This window comes from Hallerella porci (genome assembly GCF_003148885.1).
GTDB classification, from domain to species: Bacteria; Fibrobacterota; Fibrobacteria; order Fibrobacterales; family Fibrobacteraceae; genus Hallerella; species Hallerella porci.
On sequence record NZ_QGHD01000001.1, the window covers coordinates 102,878 to 125,235 of the forward strand.

Annotated in this window: 23 protein-coding genes; 21 read left to right on the top strand and 2 right to left on the bottom strand. The window is 46.6% G+C overall.

The genetic code is table 11. The annotated features are described in order from the left end of the window. The 12 genes from tsaB to B0H50_RS00445 all read left to right on the top strand — a co-directional run bounded on the left by tsaB (nucleotide 1) and on the right by B0H50_RS00445 (nucleotide 11,299). Complete coding sequence (gene tsaB / locus B0H50_RS00390) at nucleotides 1-642, top strand: tRNA (adenosine(37)-N6)-threonylcarbamoyltransferase complex dimerization subunit type 1 TsaB (RefSeq protein WP_109587063.1); 642 nt, start codon at nucleotides 1-3, stop codon at nucleotides 640-642. Then, entirely contained in the window at nucleotides 642-1,103 is a 462-nt protein-coding gene (locus tag B0H50_RS00395; protein WP_146129107.1) for a GNAT family N-acetyltransferase, read from the top strand. The genes tsaB and B0H50_RS00395 overlap by 1 nt, the downstream gene beginning before the upstream one ends. Before the next feature lie 11 nt (nucleotides 1,104-1,114). Continuing rightward, on the top strand, nucleotides 1,115-1,987 hold the full coding sequence (locus tag B0H50_RS00400) for a YdcF family protein (RefSeq protein WP_109587064.1): 873 nt from the start codon (nucleotides 1,115-1,117) through the stop codon (nucleotides 1,985-1,987). Nucleotides 1,988-1,990: 3 nt separating this feature from the next. After that, nucleotides 1,991-3,160 carry a hypothetical protein gene (locus B0H50_RS00405; RefSeq protein WP_106197491.1) on the top strand — a complete coding sequence of 390 codons (1,170 nt, stop codon included), beginning with the start codon at nucleotides 1,991-1,993 and terminating at the stop codon, nucleotides 3,158-3,160. 10 nt (nucleotides 3,161-3,170) lie between these two features. Next, nucleotides 3,171-4,277 carry a transporter family protein gene (locus B0H50_RS00410; RefSeq protein WP_106197490.1) on the top strand — a complete coding sequence of 369 codons (1,107 nt, stop codon included), beginning with the start codon at nucleotides 3,171-3,173 and terminating at the stop codon, nucleotides 4,275-4,277. Between the two features lie 16 nt (nucleotides 4,278-4,293). Continuing rightward, nucleotides 4,294-4,785: a hypothetical protein gene (locus B0H50_RS00415; RefSeq protein ID WP_106197489.1), complete on the top strand. Its 492-nt coding sequence runs from the start codon at nucleotides 4,294-4,296 to the stop codon at nucleotides 4,783-4,785. 1 nt (nucleotide 4,786) lies between these two features. Next, nucleotides 4,787-5,821, top strand: a complete 1,035-nt coding sequence (locus B0H50_RS00420; protein WP_106197488.1) for an NAD-dependent epimerase/dehydratase family protein — start codon at nucleotides 4,787-4,789, stop codon at nucleotides 5,819-5,821. After that, nucleotides 5,811-6,554 carry a glycosyltransferase family 2 protein gene (locus B0H50_RS00425; RefSeq protein ID WP_106197487.1) on the top strand — a complete coding sequence of 248 codons (744 nt, stop codon included), beginning with the start codon at nucleotides 5,811-5,813 and terminating at the stop codon, nucleotides 6,552-6,554. The genes B0H50_RS00420 and B0H50_RS00425 overlap by 11 nt, the downstream gene beginning before the upstream one ends. After that, nucleotides 6,547-7,416 (top strand): NAD-dependent epimerase/dehydratase family protein, encoded by an 870-nt coding sequence (locus tag B0H50_RS00430; protein WP_106197486.1) that lies wholly within the window; start codon nucleotides 6,547-6,549, stop codon nucleotides 7,414-7,416. Before B0H50_RS00425 ends, B0H50_RS00430 begins: the two co-directional genes overlap by 8 nt. Before the next feature lie 59 nt (nucleotides 7,417-7,475). Then, nucleotides 7,476-9,374, top strand: coding sequence for a biosynthetic arginine decarboxylase (gene speA / locus B0H50_RS00435; protein WP_109587065.1), 1,899 nt, complete (start codon nucleotides 7,476-7,478; stop codon nucleotides 9,372-9,374). Nucleotides 9,375-9,477: 103 nt separating this feature from the next. After that, nucleotides 9,478-9,879, top strand: coding sequence for a hypothetical protein (locus tag B0H50_RS00440; protein ID WP_106197484.1), 402 nt, complete (start codon nucleotides 9,478-9,480; stop codon nucleotides 9,877-9,879). Nucleotide 9,880: 1 nt separating this feature from the next. After that, entirely contained in the window at nucleotides 9,881-11,299 is a 1,419-nt protein-coding gene (locus tag B0H50_RS00445) for an MBOAT family O-acyltransferase (protein ID WP_106197483.1), read from the top strand. A gap of 76 nt (nucleotides 11,300-11,375) precedes the next feature. On the opposite strand, the gene B0H50_RS00450 is transcribed toward B0H50_RS00445, so the two are convergent. Both B0H50_RS00450 and greA read right to left on the bottom strand, forming a co-directional pair. Then, nucleotides 11,376-12,152 carry a TatD family hydrolase gene (locus B0H50_RS00450; RefSeq protein WP_106197482.1) on the bottom strand — a complete coding sequence of 259 codons (777 nt, stop codon included), beginning with the start codon at nucleotides 12,150-12,152 and terminating at the stop codon, nucleotides 11,376-11,378. Further along, the gene (gene greA / locus B0H50_RS00455; protein WP_106197481.1) at nucleotides 12,149-12,619 is read right to left on the bottom strand and encodes a transcription elongation factor GreA; all 471 of its coding nucleotides are present in this window, start codon (nucleotides 12,617-12,619) and stop codon (nucleotides 12,149-12,151) included. Before greA ends, B0H50_RS00450 begins: the two co-directional genes overlap by 4 nt. Nucleotides 12,620-12,756: 137 nt before the next feature. Between greA and B0H50_RS00460 the strand changes: the two genes are divergently transcribed. The 9 genes from B0H50_RS00460 (at nucleotide 12,757) to B0H50_RS00505 (ending at nucleotide 22,357) form a co-directional block, all read left to right on the top strand. Then, entirely contained in the window at nucleotides 12,757-13,212 is a 456-nt protein-coding gene (locus tag B0H50_RS00460) for a hypothetical protein (protein WP_106197480.1), read from the top strand. 3 nt (nucleotides 13,213-13,215) lie between these two features. Continuing rightward, nucleotides 13,216-14,499 carry a hypothetical protein gene (locus B0H50_RS00465; protein ID WP_106197479.1) on the top strand — a complete coding sequence of 428 codons (1,284 nt, stop codon included), beginning with the start codon at nucleotides 13,216-13,218 and terminating at the stop codon, nucleotides 14,497-14,499. 362 nt (nucleotides 14,500-14,861) lie between these two features. Next, nucleotides 14,862-15,464: a riboflavin synthase gene (locus B0H50_RS00475; RefSeq protein ID WP_106197477.1), complete on the top strand. Its 603-nt coding sequence runs from the start codon at nucleotides 14,862-14,864 to the stop codon at nucleotides 15,462-15,464. Continuing rightward, on the top strand, nucleotides 15,454-16,659 hold the full coding sequence (locus B0H50_RS00480; protein ID WP_106197476.1) for a bifunctional 3,4-dihydroxy-2-butanone-4-phosphate synthase/GTP cyclohydrolase II: 1,206 nt from the start codon (nucleotides 15,454-15,456) through the stop codon (nucleotides 16,657-16,659). The genes B0H50_RS00475 and B0H50_RS00480 overlap by 11 nt, the downstream gene beginning before the upstream one ends. A 21-nt stretch (nucleotides 16,660-16,680) precedes the next feature. Then, a complete protein-coding gene (gene ribH, locus B0H50_RS00485; RefSeq protein WP_106197508.1) occupies nucleotides 16,681-17,157 on the top strand; it encodes a 6,7-dimethyl-8-ribityllumazine synthase in 477 nt (158 codons plus the stop codon). Next, on the top strand, nucleotides 17,154-17,615 hold the full coding sequence (gene nusB, locus B0H50_RS00490) for a transcription antitermination factor NusB (protein ID WP_106197475.1): 462 nt from the start codon (nucleotides 17,154-17,156) through the stop codon (nucleotides 17,613-17,615). The genes ribH and nusB overlap by 4 nt, the downstream gene beginning before the upstream one ends. A 17-nt stretch (nucleotides 17,616-17,632) precedes the next feature. After that, nucleotides 17,633-20,683: a glycosyltransferase family 117 protein gene (locus B0H50_RS00495; protein WP_109587142.1), complete on the top strand. Its 3,051-nt coding sequence runs from the start codon at nucleotides 17,633-17,635 to the stop codon at nucleotides 20,681-20,683. Between the two features lie 19 nt (nucleotides 20,684-20,702). Continuing rightward, entirely contained in the window at nucleotides 20,703-21,647 is a 945-nt protein-coding gene (locus B0H50_RS00500) for a glycosyltransferase family 2 protein (protein WP_106197474.1), read from the top strand. Further along, nucleotides 21,644-22,357: a polyprenol monophosphomannose synthase gene (locus B0H50_RS00505; RefSeq protein WP_106197473.1), complete on the top strand. Its 714-nt coding sequence runs from the start codon at nucleotides 21,644-21,646 to the stop codon at nucleotides 22,355-22,357. The genes B0H50_RS00500 and B0H50_RS00505 overlap by 4 nt, the downstream gene beginning before the upstream one ends. Nucleotide 22,358 lies beyond the last annotated feature (1 nt).

Sequence of the window (22,358 nt, forward strand, 5' to 3'; positions counted from 1 at the left end):
ATGAATCTCGATCTCGTCTTAGATACATCGCGGAAAGGCATCGCTCTTGGAATTTTCGATGCGGGTAAAACCGTTGCCGAATATTTTGAGCCCGAATCGCGCGGAGAAAATCTCGGCAAAACTCTTGATTTGGTTTTAGCAGATGCAAAAATTTCTCTCGACGATGTGAAACGTGTTCTCGTAACTCTCGGACCGGGTTCTTTTACCGGTCTTCGGACGGGAATTGCTTTTTGTGAAGGCCTTTGCTTTTCGGGAAAGCGTGCGCTTTATGGCGTTTCAACTCTTCGCGCTTTGCGCGCTCTTTCGACAGATGAAAATTGTGCAGTCGTTTTGTTTGCGCGGAACGGTTACTTTTACGTGGGAACAAAGACGGGAGAATTTTTCATTCCGATTGAAGAAGCAATTCAAAAATTTACCGATGAAAAAATCGTAAATTTCGTTTCGGATGCGCGCGTTTCGGAAGAGGAAAATTTCAAAAATTATCTGCAGAATTCGCAGGCAAAAAATTGCATTTCTCTCGGCAATGAACTGGCACCATTCTGCCGATTCTTCGATGAACTGAAACCGAATTTAATTCAAAGCGCCAATTACATTCAGCCTTCGTATTACGAACGCCGCGGCGCAATGGGGGTAATTCGTTAATGTCTGATTATCCGATGTCCGTCCGCGAAATGGACGAAAAAGATATTCCCGCAGTTCTCGCCATTCAAAACGAAACGCATTTTGAAAATTGGGATGAAAAAGCGTTAAAGCGTTTACTCGGAAAATCGTTTACGTTTGCTTTTGTCGCCGAAGCGCCAACGGCTGCGGGCGAATGGAAAGTCGCAGGCTTTGCGGTTTTTTCGTGTGCAGCAGACGAAGCAGAAATTTTAGCGATTGCCACAGCACAAGAATTTTTGCGCAAAGGCGTTGCGACGGAAATTTTTGCCGAAGGCGAATCCGCTCTTGCCGATGCTGGCGCGCGTCAATTTTATTTAGAAGTGCGCGCGGGCAATGCGAATGCGATTGCATTTTATCGCAAATTAGGATTTGACCAATGCGGAGAACGCAAGAAATATTACTCCGATGGTGAAAACGCTGTTCTCATGTCGCGTCCGCTGTAAAAGGAATTGGAATGACCCGAATTTTTAAGCCGATAGAAGATCTGCGAAAAGAGAAGCGCAAAGCGCGTGTGATGACGCGGGCAAAAATCGCTCTTTTGGTGGCGATTCTTCTCGCACTTTTTTACATCCTCGTTTCTTTTAGCGGGCATTGGCTTGTAAACGATGTACCCTTTCAGCACGTCAAATGGGTCGTCATTCTCGACGGTCAAAGCGGTGACTTAGAACGTTCGGATTTTGCGGCAAAACTTGTCCGTGAAGGCAAAGCAGATTCCATTCTCGTTTTGGGACGTCGCGTATTCCGCGATAAAAGCAACGCGGATTTTTACGCCGAAGATTTAGAAGAAGTCGCAGGAATTGATCCGAATTTGATTTACGTTTTCCGCCACGATGATCCGAGCACCGTCGAAGAAGCGGTTTCAATTGTACCGTGGTTTAAACGCAAATCGTCGAAGGATTCTGTTTTGCTTTTGACTTCGGCGCCGGCGACGCGGCGCGCGGCACTTCTTTTCAACACGCTTTCGGGCGGACATCCATTTTTTATTACTGCGGATTTGCACGATTGGCGCTTTAATGCGGACAACTGGCTTTTCGAAAGAGAAGCGCGCAAAAATTGGCTTCGTGAATGGGCTGCGCTTATCAATGCCAAGTGGGAACTTTTTAATGTGGATTCTCTTCCGGTGACTGCACGCCCGGTGATTTTCCCGGAACCGTGGAAAAAATCTACTGTCGTCGTCCCGAGTGTGAAAAATCTCAAAGCCGAAAAATTGATGTCAATTCAAGAAGCGATTGCTTCGCAAGATTCGACGGCAAAAGAAGTCATCGACGAACTTCACAATGGCGTTTCGCAAAATCCAAAAAACGATTCAACGAAAAAACAGGAATAACGGATGAAAATATTTTCCGCAAAAAAACTTTTCACCTTTCTGAGCGTTGGACTTTTGTTCGCATGTTACAGTCCAGATCAATATGAAGGGAATACGATTTCCGACAATGATTCTGCGCAAGCGGATTTTGGAACGGTTTACGAAGTGAACGGAGGAAAGCAAATTTGCAATCCTTCGATTTCGATGGATGCCAAAAATTATCCCGGTTCTATGCTCTGGCTCAATTTCTCGGGCACGTTGAATGTCAAAGAAACAAAAGGTTTTACGACGACGAAAGTGGGCGAACACGACCGCTTAACCGTTTCGGATACCGCTGGCAATGTGCAGTGGTTTGTGATGATGGATTCCGTCGGCGTCGAATGCGAATTTCAAGATCCCGAATGGAGCGCCAATTCCGAATATATCGTCGCCTTGGCGGGTTCGAATGCGAAAGGTTCTCGCGGCTGCGATGAAGTCGAATATAAAATCGTCGCCATTCGCCTTTCCGATAAAGCGCATTTCATCCTTTCTGATAGCGTCGTCGATGAATCGGCGAATCCGCATCTTTGGGTCGGTGAACCTTCGGCATCAAAAGATTCTTCGGATTCTTTCTCCAAATTTTTTGGCACAAAAAATGTGAAATTCGTTTACAAAAATCCGGCGGGTTCTCTCGTTTACGTCGATTATGCAAAATCGAAAAAGCCGAAAAAACTCAAAGCGCCCGCAGGAGCGAACGGAAGCCTTCTCGATTCGCCGATGATTTCTCCGGACGGTAATTTCATCGTCTACGATAAACTCACTTCATCCTACGAATGGAATTCTTATATTCAAGAACTTTCGACGTCGTCTATTCCCGTTGAAATTCAAAAATCTTCCGAACAATTTTCGAATCCGGTCTTTCCGCATTGGTGGAAATTCGGCGATAAACTTTTCCTCGTCTGGGCAGAATTTGCTGCGGGCAACGCTTACTTAAATAAAAGCGATCTCACCGATAAGAGCACTTGGGACGCTTCGATCGGCCGCACGGTAATGCGCGAACTTTCCGTCTCCGCAGGCGCTCCGAGCGATGTCGCTGTCGAATGGAATGGCGACGTGCGTCAAATCGCTCCGATTCCACTCATCGGCGGACGTTCTCCGGATGGACATTTTGTCGCGACCGGAACGAATAACGGCTATTTACTTTATATTCCGTGAGGATGCAGAAATGAAAAAGAAAACGAAATTCATCCTGACGGCTCTTGTGGGTTTTACAGCTGCGTTCTTAGTTCCGAATGCGCCTTCGACTCCGTGGGAATCGATTGGCGGTTGCGGCGCTGGCGGAAGCGGCGGCGGTGCATCTGATGGAATTAAATGGATTGGGCAAGGCGTGAACGGCGGACTTGTCGAAGCCGAAGTGATGATGAAAGAAAATGTCGGCGAGAATTATTCGGCATTTACTTTGACTCCGCATTTTTCGTTTAAACCAACGTGGTCAACGACGGTGGGCGTAACTCTTCCTTTCGTTTCGCATCACGGCGAAGTGCAATACCGCACAAACCAAGCGCCTGTAGACCGCACAACCGGCGGCTTCGGCGATATTTCATTTGATGTTTCGCAAATTGTCGGAAGCGGTGGCGCTGCCAATATTTCGCTTTCGCTCACGATTCCGACGGGACAGTATGATATCAAACGCGGAACGGACGCGTCGCAAGAATTTTTGCCGACGGGATTTCAGAAAGGTTCGGGCATTTATTCTCTTGCACTCGGCTGGAATTATACGCGCGATACCGAAAACGGCATGTGGCTTTATTCGTTAACTTATACGCATCCGTTTAACATCAGCTTTAGCGGCGAAAACGAATTCAACGATTCTTATTGGAAAAATTACGATACCGATGGCGATGATCGATTCGATTATCATTTCAAATGGTACGGCGAAAATGACCTCGGCGGATTTACTCCTTCGAGTATTTCGGCAAGCGTTGCTTACGCTTACCGCGGACAAGAAAATTTTGTCCATTCTTTTGGACTCACATTCTCGGCTCCGTTCGGCGTCGCATGGATTCCGTCCGAAAAAGTCGGCGTGTATGATCCGCGTCCCGATCCCGATCACAAAGCATGGTCAGCGGCATTCGTCTATGGCTTAGAATTTTCGCGGACGGATTATCCGATTTTCATCGCGTTCTCGCTTCCGTTGCACGATAAAGCAAACGCAGCAGATCCCGATGATGAATACGACGAAAGTCCGATGCGCAAATGGAACTTGCCCGATTGGGATGCGTTCCTTGAAGAATGGACTTTGGCAGTTGGCATTAAAGCGAGCTTCCTCTAAAAATAAAGGATAAAATATGAAAAAAATTTTTGCTCTTTCTACCGCTCTCGTTGCAGGACTTTTTGTGGCTTGTGACGATTCTAGCAGCGCAAGCGATGACGAATCTTCGTCGAGTGTAAAAGCGGAATCTAGCTCTTCGGCAAAGGACGAATCGAGTTCTTCTGTCGCAGCAGATGATTGCGTTCTCGAAGAAGAAGGCGTGAAAATTCTTCTCCCGACCGAAGGCGCTGAACTCAAAATTGGCGATACGGTTACCGTAAAATTTGTTGCGAATTACGCAAACGCTGGCGGTTTCCGCGTTCTTTACAAGAAGAATGCAGACGACAAGGGAACGGATTTGTTTGAAACTTCTATCGGCGACGAAGCTCCGGATGGAAAAAGCTGCACCACCGAAAAAGCGGTTTTAAAATCCGACTTGGTTTCGGCTTCGGACGAAGCGATTCTCCGCGTGCAAACTTATAATGTTCCTAAAATTCGCGGCGACGTGAATATCGTCGTGAAGGAATAAATTGCCGAAGACCATTGCACTCGTCGGTGCGGGCGGCTTTATCGGTTCGCATTGGATTCGCGCACTTCTTTCGCGGACCGATTTTCGCATTTTAGCGGTTGATTTGGATTTTCATCGTTTAATTGATTTGCAAAAATCCGAAGCGCAAAAAGAAAATCCGCGCATTACATTTTGCGAAAATGATATCGCCGAAAGTGCGGTCGTTGAAAAAGTTGCCGAGTGCGATATCGTCGTCAACTTGGCTGCGATTTGCACACCGAGCCGTTACATGGACGAAGCGATTGCGGTCATCGAAAGCAATTTTACTCATCCGATTGAACTTGCCAAAGCTTGCGCCAAAACGCATGCTTGGCTCATTTATTTTTCAACATCCGAAGTTTACGGCAAAACATCTTCGGCCGCGGAACCGTTGCTCGAAGATTCTTCGGATTTTGTACAAGGACCGATTACGGCTTCGCGTTGGTCGTATGCGGTTGCCAAGCAACTTTCCGAGCGTTACATTGCAGCGATTCCGCATTTGCGTTGGTCGGTCGTGCGCCCGTTTAATTTCGTTGGACCGTGGATGGATTTTATGCCCGGCGTCGATGGCGAAGGCATTCCGCGGGTTCTTGCTAATTTTTCAAGCGCACTCGTAAAAAATGAATCGTTGATTTTGGTGAATGGGGGAGAAGCAAAGCGTTCGTTTACCGCAATTGATGACGCCGTAGAATTTCTCTTTTGTTTGCTTGCGCATCCCGAAGCCGCCTATTCGCAGGCGTTTAATGTCGGCAATTTGCAGAATGAACTTTCGATTCGCGAACTCGCCATTCTCATGCGAAAAATTTATGCGGAAATCAAAGGGATTTCTCCGGAAACTCTTCCGCCGATGCGAGAAATTTCGGGCGAAGATTATTACGGCAAAGGTTACGAAGATTCTTTACGTCGCGTGCCGTCGATTGAAAAAGCAAAACGCTTATTAAATTTCACCGCAAAAATTCCGCTGCAAAACGCTCTCGAAAAATCTCTCCGCTGGTTTGTGAATCATTATGGTGCGTGATCTTTTTCTTTTTGTGCCCGCGTATCAAGTGGAGCGCGAACTTGCGGATTTAATGCATTCTATTCCCGCAGAAGTTTTACTCCGCACCGCAGAAATTTGCATTATCGACGATGGCAGTTCCGATGACACTCTTCAAGTGGCGAAGAAAATTGCCGAGGAAGAAATTCGCACGAGCATTCGCATCGAATCGTTTGCAAAAAATTCAGGTTACGGCGCGGTCATTAAATTTGGACTTTCGCGGGCAAAAGAACTCGGAAAAATGTTGCATGTCAAATACGCCGTATGTTTGCACGGCGACGGCCAATACAGCGCCGCAGCGATTCCTGCGATGATTCAAAGTTTGGAAAATTCCGAGGCGGTTTTGTGTCAAGGCTCGCGCTTACTTGAAAAAGGAAAAGCCCGCGTAGGAAAAATGCCTTTGTATAAATTTCTCGGCGGAAAAATTCTCACGGGAATTGAAAATTGCGTTTTCCAAAATAAATTAACCGATAGGCACAGCGGACTCATCGCATACAAAGTCAATTTTTTACAGAATTTACCGCTCGAAAAATTCAGCGCTTCTTTTGACATCGATTTTGAAATTCTCGCCTTCGCCGATGCTCGCGGATTTCGTTTAAATGAAATTTCCATTCCGACGCATTATGCGGGCGAAAAATCCAACCTCCGCGTCATTCCTTATGGCCTGCGAGTTTTAAAAATTGCCCTTCGCAAAAAACGTGGATTTTATGACTGACATTCTCATCACCGGCGGCGCGGGCGTTGTCGGGCGCAAATTGTGCGCCGCATTTTTAAGCCGCGGATTATCCGTTCGCGTGCTCACTCTTCCCGGCGATAAAGGCATTCAAAATTTACCGAAAGAAGTGGAAGTTTTCGAAGGCGATGTGACGAAGCCCGAAACATTAACCAGAGCATTTGAAAATGTGAAAACGGTTTGTCATTTGGCAGCGATAATTTTGTCGAAGCGCAAAGAAAATTTTGAACGCATCAATTTGGGCGGTACAAAAAATGTCATCGCTGCGGCAAAAAATGCACAGGTGCAACGCTTTCTTTTTGTGTCGAGTATTTCGGTTACGTATCCGGTTTTAACCGATTACGGCAAAAGCAAATTCGAATGCGAAAGCCTCGTGAAAAATTGTGGCATTCCGTTTACGATTGTGCGCCCGACTCTCGTCGTCGAAGAAAATGGCGCCGCGGAATATATGCTCTTCGTTCGCTATTTGAAAAAAGTTCCGATGGTTTTTCTTCCGGGCGGCGGGAAATGTTTGAAGCGTCCCGTGCGCACCGAAGATTTGGTCGAAGGCATTGCGCAAGCGGCGACTGTTCCCGAAGCGATTGGAAAAATTTACGCGCTCGCGGGTTCAAAAATTCTTTCGATGAAAGAGATGGCAGAAATCTCGCTTAAACGTTCTGGCTTGCACAAAAAAGTGCACAATTTACCGCTTTGGATTTGCCATATTTTTGCGGTATTAAAACAGATTTTAATTCCGGGAAGCGTTTCGGCAAAGCAAGCTCTCGCCGGTTTCCGTTACGACGCTGCGCCCGAAATTTCTCTCGCCGAAAACGATTTGAATTATCACCCGAAATCTCCGTTTTAAAGCGCAACTTTTTTAATTTGAAATTATCACCATCCACCTAAGAGAGGTACTCTGACGAAATGAAAAACTGGCGTATCGATGATTCCCGCGATTTGTACAATGTCCGCGGCTGGGGCATCAATTACTTTGATATTAACGAAGAAGGGCACGCAACCGTTCGCCCGCTTCGCGATAAAGGTCCGGAAATCGATCTGCATAAATTGGTGCAGGAATTAGATCTTCGCGACATGCCTACTCCGATTCTTGTTCGTTTCCCTGATATTCTCGATATGCGCATTGAAAAAATCAATGAGTGCTTCAATAAGGCGATTCAAGAGTACGGCTACGAAGGCTCGTTCTACGATGTCTTCCCGATTAAAGTCAATCAACAACGCGCCGTTCTCGAAGAAGTTGTGCGCCACGGAAAAAAATTCAACATCGGACTGGAAGCCGGATCGAAACCGGAATTGCATGCGGTCCTTGCGAATATGGACAATCCGAATGCGTTGATTGTTTGCAACGGTTACAAAGACGAAGATTTTATTGAACTCGCTCTTCTCGCCCAAAAGATGGGAAAAAATATTTTCATCGTCGTCGAAAAGATGAATGAACTTCCGATGATTATCGACATTTCGCGCCGCACCGGCGTGAAGCCGAACATCGGGCTTCGCATTAAACTCGCTTCGAGCGGTCAAGGAAAGTGGGAAGAATCCGGCGGATACAACAGCAAATTTGGCCTCAGCAGTTCGGATCTTTTGGATGCGATGGAACTCATTCGCAAAGAAAATATGTGCGATTGCGTGAAGTTAATTCACTGCCATCTCGGAAGCCAAATCACAAACATCCGCAAAATCAAATCGGGCTTGCGTGAAATTTCAGAATTTTATGCGCAATTAAAACAGCTCGGAATGGGCGTTGAATTTGTTGACGTCGGCGGGGGACTTGGCGTCGATTATGACGGAAGTCGCAGCGCTGCAACGGGCTCGGTCAATTATTCGATTCAAGAATATGCGAACGACATCGTTTACGCCATTTACGAAACCTGCAAAAAATTCTCGCTTCCGCATCCGAATGTCATCGCAGAAACGGGACGCGCACTTTCGGCGCATCATTCGGTTTTAATTTTCAATGTTCTCGAAGCCGCTGGTCCCGAATTTTTCGAAGATGGTAATTATGAAATTCCAGAACGCGCAGCCGATACGATTAAAGATTTGTATGCGATTCTCAAAAATTTGAATGTGCGCAATTTGCTTGAAAACTGGCACGATGCGGTGCAAATCAACGATGACGTGCTTTCGGGATTCCGCGTAGGCTCTGTCGATTTGCAAACGCGCGCTCTCGCCGAACGTCTCTTCTGGAGCGTTGCGCGCCGCGTGAATGAACTCGCCAATGAACTTCGTCATTCGCCGATGGAACTTTCGGAATTGCCGCGTCTTCTTGCGCGGAAATATTTCTGCAACTTCTCGCTTTTCCAAAGTCTTCCGGACAGTTGGGCAATCGATCAGATTTTCCCGATTATGCCGATTCAGCGTTTGAATGAAGCGCCGACGGTCAATGCGACGTTGCAAGATATCACTTGCGACTCCGATGGAAAAATCGATATGTTCGTAAGCGGCGATGGCGTTTCGCGGACTCTTCCGGTGCACACTCTCAAAGCCGGTGAACCGTATTATTTAGCGGTTTATTTGGTGGGCGCTTACCAAGAAATTTTGGGCGATTTGCACAATCTCTTTGGCGATACAAATGCGGTGCACGTAGTCTGCGACGGCGACGGATATCGCATCGATCAAATGATTGACGGCGAATCGGTCGAAGATGTTTTGGATTATGTGAACTTTAGCGATAAAGCGCTCGTTCGCACCATGGAAAACTGGGTTTCGACATCGGTGAAAGAAGGAAAAATCACTTTGCAAGAAGGAAAAGAATTCCTAAACATTTACCGCTCCGGTCTTTACGGATATACTTACTTAGAAGAATAAAAAAAGCCGCTCATCGAGCGGCTTTTTTATTTTCATTTGACAAAGCGCAATTCTTAATTTCTAACTTCTAAATCCTAATTTCTATTTTTGATTTGAGGTTTTTATGAAAAAATTTTTGTTAACGATTCTTCTTTCTCTCGCATTTACATTTGCAGGAAATTTGACGGTCGAAGGAAAGCTTACCGAAATTCCGGGCAAGATGCCGCCGAATGATTTGTACAATTACGTTTACGTGCTCAAATACAAAGTGACGAAAGTTGTCGAAGGAAATTTCTCCGGAAAAGAAATTCTCGTGGGAGTTTACAATCCGTTAATCGCTCGCGGAAAAGTCACAGGAAAAATGGCCGAAAAATCTAAAGGCGATGTGCGGGCTTTTCAAGCGGGCGATAAGCATGTGCTCAAACTCATTCCGCTCGAAGGCAATTACGACGGCGCAGTCGAAGACGAATATTTTGATGATGAATCCGCGCGCTATTTAGCAATCGAAGTTCTCAAGGCGAAGTAATTTGGTTTTCTCGTCGCAGATTTTTCTCTTTTATTTTCTCCCGCTCTTTTTTGCGGGCTATTACTTTTTGCTTTGGCGCAAAGCGAAGCATTCGTCGTTAAATTTTTTCATCACCATTTTCAGCTATATCTTTTACGGCTGGATGGAACCGTGGCTCGTTTTCCTTATGTTCGGAACGACCCTTGTCAATTATTTTGCAGGGCGATTTATTTCGAAAGAGAATGCGACGCGGACGCAGAGAAATTTAGCGCTCGCAATTTCTGTCATCGTGAACCTTGGAACTCTTGGATTTTTCAAGTATTATATGTTTGCGATGGGCGGCGTGAATGCAATCGCCGAAGCTTTTGGCGCAGAACCGTTCACCGTTTTGCGCGTCCTTCTTCCGGTGGGAATTTCGTTCTACACATTCCAAGCGATGAGTTATACGATTGATGTGTGGCGAGGCGATGCTCCGCCGGTGAAAAATTTTGCCACCTTCGCGTGTTACGTTTCGCTTTTCCCGCAACTCGTCGCGGGTCCGATTGTGCGTTACAATACCGTCGCCGAAGAACTTGCGACGCGGAAGCATACCTTCGAAAATTGGATGCGGGGCATGACTTATTTTTGCCTCGGCTTTGCTAAAAAAATTCTCATCGCCAACCAAGTCGGAGTAATCGCAGACCGAGTTTTTGAAGCCGATGCTCCCGGAATTCTCAACGCTTGGTGGGGTTCTATCGCTTACATGATGCAAATCTATTTTGATTTCTCAGCGTATTCCGATATGGCGGTGGGGCTTGGGCTGATGCTTGGATTTCATTTTCCGCGGAATTTCAATGGCCCGTATCGTTCGGGAAGCATCTCGGAATTTTGGAGTCGTTGGCATATTTCGCTCACGACTTGGCTCAAAGATTATCTCTACATTCCTCTCGGCGGAAATCGCGTTTCGCGCGGACGCACCTATTTGAATCTTTTCCTCGTGATGTTTGCTTCGGGAGTTTGGCACGGTGCTGCGATGACATTTATTTGCTGGGGACTTTTCCACGCTTTCTTTATGATTGTCGAACGCATCAATGGCAAGCGGGCGCTTTACTACAAACTGCCGCGGATTGCGCAAATCGGAATCACGCAAATCATTGTGTTATTTGGTTGGGTACTTTTCCGGGCAACGGATTTAACTTCTGCAGGAAAAATGTGGGGCGCAATGCTCGGGCTCACCGCAGTGAATCCCGCAGACCCGATTCTTTCGGCAGAAATTTTTACGCCGACGGCAATCGTCTTTATGCTTCTCGCATTTATCTATGCGTTCTCGCCATTGCGGGCATTTGACTGGTGCCAAAAAATTAGCATTCCGCGGACGATTACCGCTTTCGCACTTTTTGCGTTCGCCGTTCTCGCTCTCTTCACGCAGACTTATAATCCGTTCTTGTATTTTCAATTTTAAGTTTGCGATTTGTCGCACAAAAAAAAGAAGTCATCGCTTGGTGACTTCTTCGCATTTTTAATGAAATATCACGCCATTAAATGCCGTAGCAATTCTTGGTATTTTTTCGAACTTGTTCCATTAAATCTTCGACGGAAACATTTTGCACTTTCGCAAGGACTTCGCCGATTTGCGGAATCATGCCTGCGTGGCTTACGAGTCCGCGGAAGGGAACCGGCGCAAGATAAGGAGAATCCGTTTCGAGAAGCAAACGGTCAAGTGGAACATGCGCCGCGGCTTCGCGGACAGAGGCTGCGCTTTTAAAAGTTAAAATGCCGGTGAAACCGATGAAAACGCGACAGGGGAGTTTGAGAACTTCTTCGACAAAGTTTGCGCTCGCGGTGCAACTGTGCACATGCAAAGTGGCGCCGTTTAAATTCGCATTGCGTAAAACGCTCAGAGAATCTTCTTCGGCTTCGCGGAGATGCAGCACAAACACTTTGTGAAACGGTAAACCGATTTCTAATTGACGCTCAAAAACTTCGCGTTGCTTTTCGTGCGTTGCTCCTTCGTAGTGATAATCAAAACCGATTTCGCCGATGCCGACAGTTTTCGGACGCGCCCACAAACGCTTTAATTTTTCTTCGGTTTCGGCAGAGTAAGCATCCGCATTTTCCGGGTGCACGCCAAAAGAAGCATAAACTTCGGGATAATCGTCCGAAATTTTTTCGGCGTAAGCAAATGTCGGCTCTTCACAAGAAACATGGATGAGCGCATCCGGTTTCGGCGAAACGGAATTCCACCAAGCGTCAAATTCAATTTCCGACGCTTCGGTGTAAGCGTCCATGTGGCAGTGCGTATCGACAAAATTCATGTGTAAGAAATCTCGATAATGCTGTATTCAATCGTTCCGCGCGGAACGGTAATCGGGACAATGTCGCCTTGTTTTTTTCCGATGAGCGCCATACCCACGGGAGAACTCACGCTGATTTTCCCGGCGAGCGGGTCAATTTCTTGGACGCCGACGAGAGTGTAAACGCGGCGTTTGCTGGTTTTGCGGTCTTGCAAAGTGACCGTTGCCCCAAAACGAATCGAGCCATCGGCAGGTGCCGCTGTCGAAACGACTTTTGCGTGATCGAGAATTTTATCCAGTTGACGCAACCGACGATCGATATCGCGGAGCCTCATTTTGCCATAAGTATAAGCCGCATTTTCGGAGCGGTCGCCTTCTGCCGCAGCAGCGCCTACTTGACGCTGCATTTCGGGGCGTTCCACAAATTTGAGGCGCTTCCATTCCTCCATCAATTTGTCGAAGCCTTCTTGAGAAATAAAATCAGACATAAAACAAATTTAAATTAGGAATGAGGAGTTAGAAATAAGAAAGGGCGGTAATGTGCGGCTACAGCGCAGCCGTGCGTACTTACACTTAATTCCTAATTAAATTTATATTTGGCATGATTCTTGCATAAAAACATTTGATGAATACGAGAATTTTACAGATTGCATTTTTTATCGCTGTGTTTGGTTTGAGTGCAGCGAATGCTCGGTCTTTGCCCGAGGCCGATGTGGGAAGCCCTGCGGAAAACGCAGAAATAAAGGGACAAAACGCACACGACGAAAATTCTTGGGAAGAAAAACGCGCAGAACGACGTGCGGCGCGTGCCGAGTTGCTCGCACGAATCCGCGAAAGTTCTGCGCAAGAAAAGGCTTCGGTGCGAGAAGAATTGCAAAAAAATCGGAACGAAAATTCTCAAATGAGAATAGATTTCCCGAAAAATGAAATGCGCCCGCAACGCGAAAATCGGCATCCGATGGAAAAAATGGAAAATGAGCGCAGCCCGATGCAAGATCCGATTTGGGAAGAAAGGCGCGAACCGATGCGACGCGATCCGATGCCGCCTCCGCCGCCAGAATTTGGCGATCCCGATTTTTAATTCATGCGCTTTGGGGTTTTTGCTTTTTTCTTTTGTTGTTTTCTGTTTTGTGGAAACGGAGCGTTTGCGAGTGCCGTTCAAGATTCGCTTTTTGAAAAAGCCTTGGACGCAGAAAGCGCAGGCGATGTGGTAAAAACCATTGAACTTTTAGAAAAAGCCAATTCGTTTTCGGGAAATTACAACGACGAAATTCAGCAAATTCTTTCGGAATATTATACGGCGCTTGGCATCGTCAAAGAAGATGAAAATGAAAAAGAAAGAAATTGGCATTTGCTTTCGCGCGTTGAATTTGTCGGTTTAAAATACGATGAATACGGCGATTCTTTAGGCGCTAACGAATATTCGGGCGAAGCGTATTTTCAAGTCGGCGCAGAATATGAATTGCATCGCGGAAAATATCTGCATCTTTTTTCGCTCGGCTTTGCATCGGATTTTTTTCTCCGCGAAAATGAAACCGTTTTTGATACGAGTCGTTGGGCGTTTACGCCTTCGTTCGAATACACACTCGAAGGTGAAAAATTTGTGCTGAGCGTGACCGCTGACGTAACGATTTCCGAAGAAGAAAACGCAGTCGTTTCGGGAAGTCTTTTCTTGGAACGCGATTTTTATTCGACGAAAAATTTTCGGGCGGGAACTTCGGATTTTGGATTTGTAAATGGCAACGGACGGATGCGTTTGAAAGTCGGAGGCTTTGCAGAATATCAGCCGCCACGCGGATTTCGTTCACGCGTTTCTTTGAGCGGGCGATTTGACCGCGACACTTCGGTTTGCGCTTATTTTTGGTATGCAGCACCGCCGAATGAAAATTTAGGAGAATGGAATCCGTTTGAAAATCCGAATGAAAATGGATTCGAAAATTTGAATGGAAATGCCTTTGAAAATGACAGTGAAATTTCGCAAGATTCTCTCCGCGAACGTTATTATTTCGGGCGCAATTTAAAACTTGGACCCGAATTGAATTGGCGATTTGGTTACCGCTTTGACGAACATTTTTCTCTCGATTTTTTCAGCCAAATTTTTTGGGCGATGAATCCGCTTCCCGATAGATGGAAATCGTTTCGAGCAAATTCCGAAAACGGAGAAATTGTCGAATCGTCGTGGCATCGAAAACAGCTTCTCGGTTCCGCGCGGTTGCAGGGAAATTTTCGCGGGAAATTTTTTGGAACTTATCTTTCCGTTGGCATGTCCTTTCGCCGATTTTTGGGACTTCCGTCCGATCATCCCGAATTTTATTCTTATGCGTATCGCCTCGGCGAAATAAGGCTTGGCGCCACTTTCCGCTATTAGAAAAAAGTTTGGCACGGAATTTGCAAATCATTTCGGCATGAGAATGGTTGTTGTTTTGGTGTTTTGTTTTTTCTCGGCGTTGTGGGCGGAAAATTCAACGATTTCGTTAGACGAAAAATTAGCGAAACGGCAATTTTTTATCGGGCAAATCGCTGCGCGTATTCGTACTCTTCCGCGGGAATCGAAAATGCAAATGCTTCAAATGCGGGAAAGGAAAATGCCTAGGGAAAATCGCGAATGCAAAGAACGGATGCGCGAAATGAAAAGAAGGGAAGATTTTCGCCCAAAATTTCCGGAGAAAAAGCTCTGAGAACGGGGAATTTTCGCCTTTTGCCATGTGCAATTTTCTATTTTTGGGGCGTATGTTTACTGGACTTATTCAAGCGACAGGCGAAATTCTTTCGCTAGAAAATCGCGGAGATGCGCTCACGATGCGCCTGCGCGCACTCGGATTTTTTAAGAATTGTCATTTAGGCGATAGCGTTGCGAACGACGGCGTATGCCTTTCGATTGAAAGTTGCACCGCAGACGAAGCGACGTTTTGTTTAATGCATCAAACGGTTGAAAATACCGCCTTCAAACAAGCGCAGCCAGGAAAACTCGTCAATTTAGAATTGCCTGTGCGAGCGGATTCGTTTATGGGCGGACATTTTGTGATGGGACATGTGGATACGACAATCCGCGTCCTTTCGGTGATGAATCGGGATACCGGCGTCGAAGTCGATTTGGAATTGCCCGACGAATTAAAGCATTATGTGATTCGCCGCGGTTCCATTGCCTTAAACGGAATCAGTTTAACCGTTGCCGAGAAATTTGAAAATTCTTTGCGCGTGTGCATTATCCCCGAAACTCTTGCGCGGACGAATTTGCGCAACTGGGTTCCCGGAACGATTGTAAATGTCGAAGTGGATATGCTCGGTAAATACATTGAAAATTATTTAAAGGAACGCGACCTTGCTAAATAAAATTGAAGAAGCGATTGAAGATTTTAAAAACGGAAAATTCCTGATTGTCGTCGATGACGAAGATCGTGAAAACGAAGGCGATTTCATTATCGCAGCCGAAAAAATTACTCCGGAAAAAGTGAATTTTATGCTGCATAACGGACGCGGCGTTCTTTGTTGTCCGCTTCCGAAGAGCCGTTGCCGAGAACTCGGCCTTTCGCGTCAAACCGAAGAAAATACATCAATGCTCGGCACGCCGTTTACGATTATGGTCGATAAAATCGAAGGCTGCACGACAGGCGTTTCGGCTCATGACCGAGCTGCGACAATTCTCGCTCTTTCGGATCCGAATTCAAAATCGAGCGATTTCGGTCGTCCCGGACATATTTCTCCGCTTTATGCACAAGAAGAAGGCGTTCTCCGTCGCGCAGGACACACCGAAGCCGCAGTTGATTTGGCAAAGCTTGCAAAACTGCGTCCGGCGGCAGCTCTCATCGAAATCATGAATGAAGACGGCACGATGGCGCGGATGCCAGATCTGCAAAAAGTCGCCGAAAAATTCGGATTAAAAATCATCTCGATTAAAGATTTAATCGAATATCGTCTGCGGACAGAATCCTTTGTCGAACGCATTGCAGCACCGAATGTGCCGACGAAATTCGGCAAATTCCGCGCTTACGGATTCCGCAGCAAAACCGATGGTTCGGAACATGTCGCTTGGGTTGCAGGCGATCCCGATTTTTCGAAGCCCGTTTATGTGCGCGTGCACAGCGAATGCTTGACCGGTGACGTCTTCGGCTCGAGACGCTGCGATTGCGGTGCTCAACTCGAAAGCGCGATGCGTTTTATCGGAGAACACGGCGGCATTTTCTTGTATATGCGAAATCAAGAAGGCCGTGGCATCGGACTTTGTAACAAACTCCGCGCGTACGAATTGCAAGAACAAGGCTTGGATACGGTCGAAGCAAACCAGCACCTTGGGTTTAAACCGGATCTCCGCGAATACGGCGTGGGCGCTCAGATTTTGAAAAATTTGGGTGTGCAGAAAATGCGACTTCTCACGAATAATCCGGCGAAGGTCACGGGCATCGAAGGCTACGGGATTGAAATTGTGGAACGCGTTCCTATCGAAATTCCGCCGACTCCCGAAGACCGTTTTTACTTGCAAACAAAAAAACAAAAAATGGGTCACATTTTGAATCACTTGGACGCTTAAGCATTGGAAAGGAAAATTGAAATGAATGCAAATGTCAATTTTTACAAGACGAATTTGAATGGCAAAGGCTTAAAAGTGGCAATCGCCGTCGCCGAATTCAATACGACGGTTACCGAAAGCCTTTTGTCGGGCGCGGTTTCTAAGTTAGAAGCGCTTGGCGTCCTCGCACAAGATATTTCTGTCGCCCGCGTTCCTGGGGCATTTGAACTTCCGGGAGTTGCAAAGCGTTTTGTCGATTCGCAGAAATTTGATGCGGTTATCGTCCTCGGGGCGGTAATCCGCGGCGAAACTCCGCATTTTGATTGCGTGGTGAATGCGGTGACAAGTGGAACCGCAGCGCTTGCTGCAAATGGAAAAATTCCCGTCATCTTTGGCGTTCTCACGACGGATAACGTCGATCAAGCGATGGCGCGTTCGGGCTTAAAAGGCGGCAATAAAGGCGCAGATTGCGCAGAAACCGCCGTGGAAATGGTGAATCTTTACAAGGAACTCGCATGATATCGAAAGAATTAAGACTCGCACGCGTTTTTGCGATGCAGTTATTGTATTGCGTCGAAATTTCGGGGCATCAAATGGGTGATTGCGTGGAAATTGTGTTAAACAGTTTTCGTGAAGCCAACAAAAAGGATTTAAAACCGGAATTAAAAAATTACGGAATGTCTCTCGTCGATTTGGTGCAAGAACATCGCGCAGAACTCGATCAGACGATTCAAGAATTTTCCATCGGCTGGGATTTGAATCGTATTGCAATTCTCGATCGCATTGTGCTCGAAATCGCTCTTGCCGAGTTGCAGTATAAGCCCGACGTTCCTGTTAAAGTGGTGCTCACGGAAGCGGTTCAAATCGCAAAAAAATACAGCACCGATGATTCTTTCCGTTTTGTGAACGGCATCTTGAATCAATTTGCTCGGAAAAAAGGAATGATTCTTAGCGATAAAGGGGAAAATTCAAAGTGAAAAAAATCTCTGAAAAAATGTTAAAGTATTTGACAGCGGGACTTGCTGCATTCGTCGCTTTAATCGTTTATGCGATGACGATGGCGCCGACGGTGAGTTTCTGGGATTGCGGCGAATTTATCGCTTGCGCAAATATTCTCGGTATTCCGCATCCGCCTGGAACTCCGTTCTTCGTTCTTCTTTCTCGGGCGGTGATTCTTGCACTTCCTTTTGTCGAAGAAATCGCAAAACGAGTGAATTACATTTCGGTTGTATGCTCTGCGCTGACCGTTTTTGTGACCTCGCTTTTTGCGTGGGATTTTTTGGCAAAAATTCTCGAAACGGATAAATTCAAAGAAAAAGTTTCGGCGGGCTTCCGCAAATTGGTCTTGCTTTCGGCGGGATTAACTGCGGGCTTCCTTTTAACTTTTAGCGATACATTCTGGTTTAGCGCTGTTGAAGCAGAAGTTTACGGCTTTGCGATGTTCATCGTGATGCTCATTTCTTACTTGGCGCTCAAATGGCTCGACCACAAAGAAGATGGTTGGGGAAATCGCATTTTAATTTTCATTTGCTACATCGCTTTCCTCGGCGTCGGCGCGCACCTTTATACTCTCTTGACCGTGCCCGCTGTTTTTGTGCTTTTGCTCCTTGCAGAACCGAAGAAAATTGTCGCACGTCTTCCGATTTGGATTACGGGAACTCTTCTTTGCTCAGTCATTTATGCGGTTTCAAATTTCATCGCTATTGCAATTGTTTCGGCGATTGTCCTCGGCATTTTGGCTCTCGCAAAAGTGGGAAGCGTCGAAGTGAAAAAGAGCATTCGCTTGTCGCTCGCCTTTGCGCTCGTCGCTCTTCTCGGTTATAGTTCGCATCTCTATTTGCCGATTCGTTCCGAAATGAATCCGGCGATTGATGAAAATGACCCGGAAATTAACTTCCGCGATGAACAAGGAAATTTGCAACTCGGCAACCTCTTCGATTCGGAAAATTGGAAAGCGTTTAACGACTTCATCGAACGGAAACAGTACGGTTCGGAAAGTATGCTTTCTCGTGCGATGCATCGTCGTGCGCAAGCGTCGCATCAATTTCTCTCGTTCCCGAATATGGGTTACGGCGGCTATCAAATTGCGCAGTATTTGCCGTTTAAGGTCGGCGGCGTTTCTTTCGGAAATGGCACATACGTCTTTGATCCTTCGGAAAATGTTCCGTTGGAACGCTTTGGATTCTATTTCCCGACGCAGATGCAGTTGATGGGCGATAATATTCCGGCGCAGTTGCTTTGGTTCTTGTTCTTCAACGGGGCAATTCTCGCCGTCTGCGTTTTCGCTTACCGCCGCAATAAAAAGCTCGGCATTTATGTCGGATTTTTGTATGCGCTTTGCTCGTTTGGACTTCTCTTCTATGTGAACTTTGCCGATGGAACCCGGATGGATTCTGCTCGCGATTACACATATTGGAAACAAGCGATGGCAAATAATGTGCACGATTTGAGCCAAGCGGGAATTAACATTCCCTCGGTTCCGGATCCGAATGATTTGATCGATGCGCGGCAAGATATTGAACACGCGAAGATGGTTTTGAATACTCTTCGCTACCGTCAAGCTTCGGCTTCGGAAATTTCTGCGGCAGAAAATAAATTACGCGCTTTGGAAAATGCTCCGGTTTGGCAGACTTGGAAAATGATTGAAGCGGGTTACGCAAAAGTGGGACGCCGTGCTCCGTTCCCCGAAACCGTGCACATCGAAGTTCGCGAACGTGATTACTTCTATACGCCTGCTTACATTTTCATGAGTTTAATCTTTGGCGTAGGCATCGGCATTCTCGTCTATTTGCTCGCTGCAAACGCTTCGATTTTTGCAGCCCCGGTGGCGATTGCCTTTATCGTGATTTGCTCTGTCATTCCGTGCATCTCGAATTATACAGAACATGACCGTTCGGGAGTTTGGGTGCCGTGGGATTATGCATATAATCTTCTCAACAGCTGCCGTCCGAATGCAATTCTCTTTACGAATGGCGATAACGATACATTCCCGCTTTGGTTTGCGCAGCAAGTGGCAGGTATCCGCAAAGATGTTCGCGTCGTGAATTTGTCGCTCGGCAATACCGATTGGTACATCAAGCAAATGCTCACACAAGAACCGATTCTCAAGTTGAGCTACGATAAAGAAGGCATCGAAAAGACGATGGCAATCGGCGATATGAACGACCGCAATCCGGATCATTACACGCAGACTTGGATTGCTCGCGCTGACCGTGCGATTCCCGCTCTTGAAGCTCGCATTGCCAACATGACCGATTCGACGGGTGCGCTCAAAAACGCAGCGGATTCTCTTAAACTGAAGCAGTATAAAGTTATGCTCCAAGTTTATACCGCATTCAAAGAATGGCAAGCAAAATCGCATGCGGGTTTAATGCTTACGCAGTATAAACTCGTCTTGGATTTGGCGATGAATAACATCGATCGTCCGCTTCATTTCTCGACGACCGTGGGACAGTCCAACTTTATGGGACTTGAAAAGTACATGGTGCAAGAAGGCATGATCTTTAATTTAATGCAGGGCGATATGACCGATCGTCGTGCACAAAATAAAGATTTTGATTTGGAACGCACCGCTTACTTAATTGACAGCGTTTATAAATTCCGCGGGCTCGGTGATGGCACCGCTCACATCGATGGCGAAACGATGCGCTTGCTTTCGAGCTACACGTCGCTTTATTTGCAAATCGCATTCCAAGTCCGCGAAGACATCGGAGCGATTCTCCAAAGCGGTCCTCTCACCGCCGAAAAGAAAAAGCAAATCGACGAAAAAGTGGAATATGCGCTTCATTTCCTCGATCGCGGAATCGCTCAATTTGCGGATGAATGGCGCTGCTACTGGGCTGCTTCTTATGTGCTCGAAATCGTCCGTGACAAGAAACGCGCAACGGAATACCTGAACAAGGGTCTAGAAAACGTTTCGGTTTACGACGAACAAGGACGCGCTCGTTTGGAAATGAATCTTCAATCGATTGCGGTGATGCCCGACGCTCCGCTGCAAGTAGTGCCCGATGCAGAAATTGCATCCGATTCGACGGCGTCTTTATAGTTTTTAGTTAGGACAAATTATGGATTTGAGTCTGGTTATTCCCGTCAAAGATGAAGCAGAAAATTTGCCGCCTTTGATGGAAGAAATCATCCAAGCGATTACGCCGACAGGAAAATCGTTTGAAGTGATTGTCATCGATGACGGAAGCCGCGACGATTCGTGGAAGGTTTTGCGCGGACTCGCTGAAAAGTACGATTTTTTACGCCTTTTCCGTTTTCAATTTAACTGCGGAAAAGCGGATGCGTTATCGCTCGGTTTCTCAAAAAGCCGTGGCGATTTAATCGCAACTCTCGACGGCGATTTGCAAGATGACCCCCGCGAAATTCCGAAGATGATGAAAATCCTCGACGACGGTTACGATCTCGTCTCGGGCTGGAAAGTACGCCGTCACGATCCGTGGCACAAAACGTGGCCGTCGAAACTTTTCAATTTGACGGTTTCGTTGATTTGCGGAAAGCGTTTGCACGATTTTAACTGCGGCATTAAATTGTATCGCAGTTCTGTCGTTCGCTTCATCAATCTCTACGGCGATTTTCATCGCTTTATTCCGGTGATGGCGAAGTGGCAGGGCGCGCGGATTACCGAAATGCCGGTTGCGCATCGCGCCCGCATTCACGGTTCTTCTAAATACGGCGTTTCGCGTCTCGTCTCGGGATTTCTCGATCTCTTAACGCTTTTATTCTTAAATCGTTTTGCGACAAAACCGCTGCATTTCTTCGGACTTTTCGGACTCATTTTCCTCTTGTTCGGCGGTGGCGTTTTCGGTTACTTCGGACTCGAATGGATTCAAACGGGAGCGTTGCATTTGCGTCCGCTCATCGTTGTCGGAGGCTTCTCGCTTTTGATGGGCGTGCAACTTTTCTCGCTCGGATTTTTAGCGGAACTTTTTAATCGCAATAAAAAGCAACGTTATCCGATTGCAGAAACGGTCCGCGGCAATATCGATGAGGAGGGATCGGTATGAGTTATCCCAAAAGTTTGGTGATTATTCCCACGTATAATGAAAAAGACAATATCTCGCTCATTATTCCAGCGGTGCTTTCACAAGATCCGTGCTTAGAAGTTCTCGTCGTTGATGACGGATCCCCCGATGGAACGGGCGACATCGTCGAATCGATGATGAAAGAAAATGCCAAAGTGCATTTGCTGCGTCGCCCCGGAAAAATGGGACTCGGTTCGGCTTACGTCACCGGATTTAAGTGGGCGCTAGAAAAAGACTTTGAACGCGTCTTCGAAATGGACGCCGACTTTAGTCACAATCCCGAAGATTTGCCGCGCTTTTTAGCCGCAGCCGAAGATGCCGATCTCGTTCTCGGCAGCCGTTACAACGAAAAGAAACTCGGCGTTGTCAACTGGGATTGGAAACGTCTTTTGCTCAGTTACTTTGCGAACCTTTATACGCGAATCGTCACAGGGCTTCCCGTCAAAGATGCGACCGGCGGCTTCAAATGTTTCCGGCGTTCTGCGCTCGAAGCGCTTGATCTTTCGGGGATGAAAAGCGACGGTTATTGCTTTCAAATCGAAACGACTTTTAAAATTTGGAAAAAAGGTTTGCGGGTCAAAGAAATTCCGATTGTCTTTACGGATAGAATCCGCGGCGTGTCCAAGATGAGCGGGGGAATTATTTCCGAAGCGTTTTTCTTGGTTTTAAAACTGCGCTTTAAGCGTTCGTAAA

Bases quoted from the DNA above. Each gene is read 5' to 3' on its own strand.
- tsaB (WP_109587063.1), top strand. From the start codon at position 1: ATGAATCTCGATCTCGTCTTAGATACATCGCGGAAAGGCATCGCTCTT.
- B0H50_RS00395 (WP_146129107.1), top strand. From the start codon at position 642: ATGTCTGATTATCCGATGTCCGTCCGCGAAATGGACGAAAAAGATATT.
- B0H50_RS00400 (WP_109587064.1), top strand. From the start codon at position 1,115: ATGACCCGAATTTTTAAGCCGATAGAAGATCTGCGAAAAGAGAAGCGC.
- B0H50_RS00405 (WP_106197491.1), top strand. From the start codon at position 1,991: ATGAAAATATTTTCCGCAAAAAAACTTTTCACCTTTCTGAGCGTTGGA.
- B0H50_RS00410 (WP_106197490.1), top strand. From the start codon at position 3,171: ATGAAAAAGAAAACGAAATTCATCCTGACGGCTCTTGTGGGTTTTACA.
- B0H50_RS00415 (WP_106197489.1), top strand. From the start codon at position 4,294: ATGAAAAAAATTTTTGCTCTTTCTACCGCTCTCGTTGCAGGACTTTTT.
- B0H50_RS00425 (WP_106197487.1), top strand. From the start codon at position 5,811: ATGGTGCGTGATCTTTTTCTTTTTGTGCCCGCGTATCAAGTGGAGCGC.
- B0H50_RS00430 (WP_106197486.1), top strand. From the start codon at position 6,547: ATGACTGACATTCTCATCACCGGCGGCGCGGGCGTTGTCGGGCGCAAA.
- speA (WP_109587065.1), top strand. From the start codon at position 7,476: ATGAAAAACTGGCGTATCGATGATTCCCGCGATTTGTACAATGTCCGC.
- B0H50_RS00440 (WP_106197484.1), top strand. From the start codon at position 9,478: ATGAAAAAATTTTTGTTAACGATTCTTCTTTCTCTCGCATTTACATTT.
- B0H50_RS00450 (WP_106197482.1), bottom strand. From the start codon at position 12,152: ATGAATTTTGTCGATACGCACTGCCACATGGACGCTTACACCGAAGCG.
- greA (WP_106197481.1), bottom strand. From the start codon at position 12,619: ATGTCTGATTTTATTTCTCAAGAAGGCTTCGACAAATTGATGGAGGAA.
- B0H50_RS00460 (WP_106197480.1), top strand. From the start codon at position 12,757: ATGAATACGAGAATTTTACAGATTGCATTTTTTATCGCTGTGTTTGGT.
- B0H50_RS00465 (WP_106197479.1), top strand. From the start codon at position 13,216: ATGCGCTTTGGGGTTTTTGCTTTTTTCTTTTGTTGTTTTCTGTTTTGT.
- B0H50_RS00475 (WP_106197477.1), top strand. From the start codon at position 14,862: ATGTTTACTGGACTTATTCAAGCGACAGGCGAAATTCTTTCGCTAGAA.
- ribH (WP_106197508.1), top strand. From the start codon at position 16,681: ATGAATGCAAATGTCAATTTTTACAAGACGAATTTGAATGGCAAAGGC.
- nusB (WP_106197475.1), top strand. From the start codon at position 17,154: ATGATATCGAAAGAATTAAGACTCGCACGCGTTTTTGCGATGCAGTTA.
- B0H50_RS00495 (WP_109587142.1), top strand. From the start codon at position 17,633: ATGTTAAAGTATTTGACAGCGGGACTTGCTGCATTCGTCGCTTTAATC.
- B0H50_RS00500 (WP_106197474.1), top strand. From the start codon at position 20,703: ATGGATTTGAGTCTGGTTATTCCCGTCAAAGATGAAGCAGAAAATTTG.
- B0H50_RS00505 (WP_106197473.1), top strand. From the start codon at position 21,644: ATGAGTTATCCCAAAAGTTTGGTGATTATTCCCACGTATAATGAAAAA.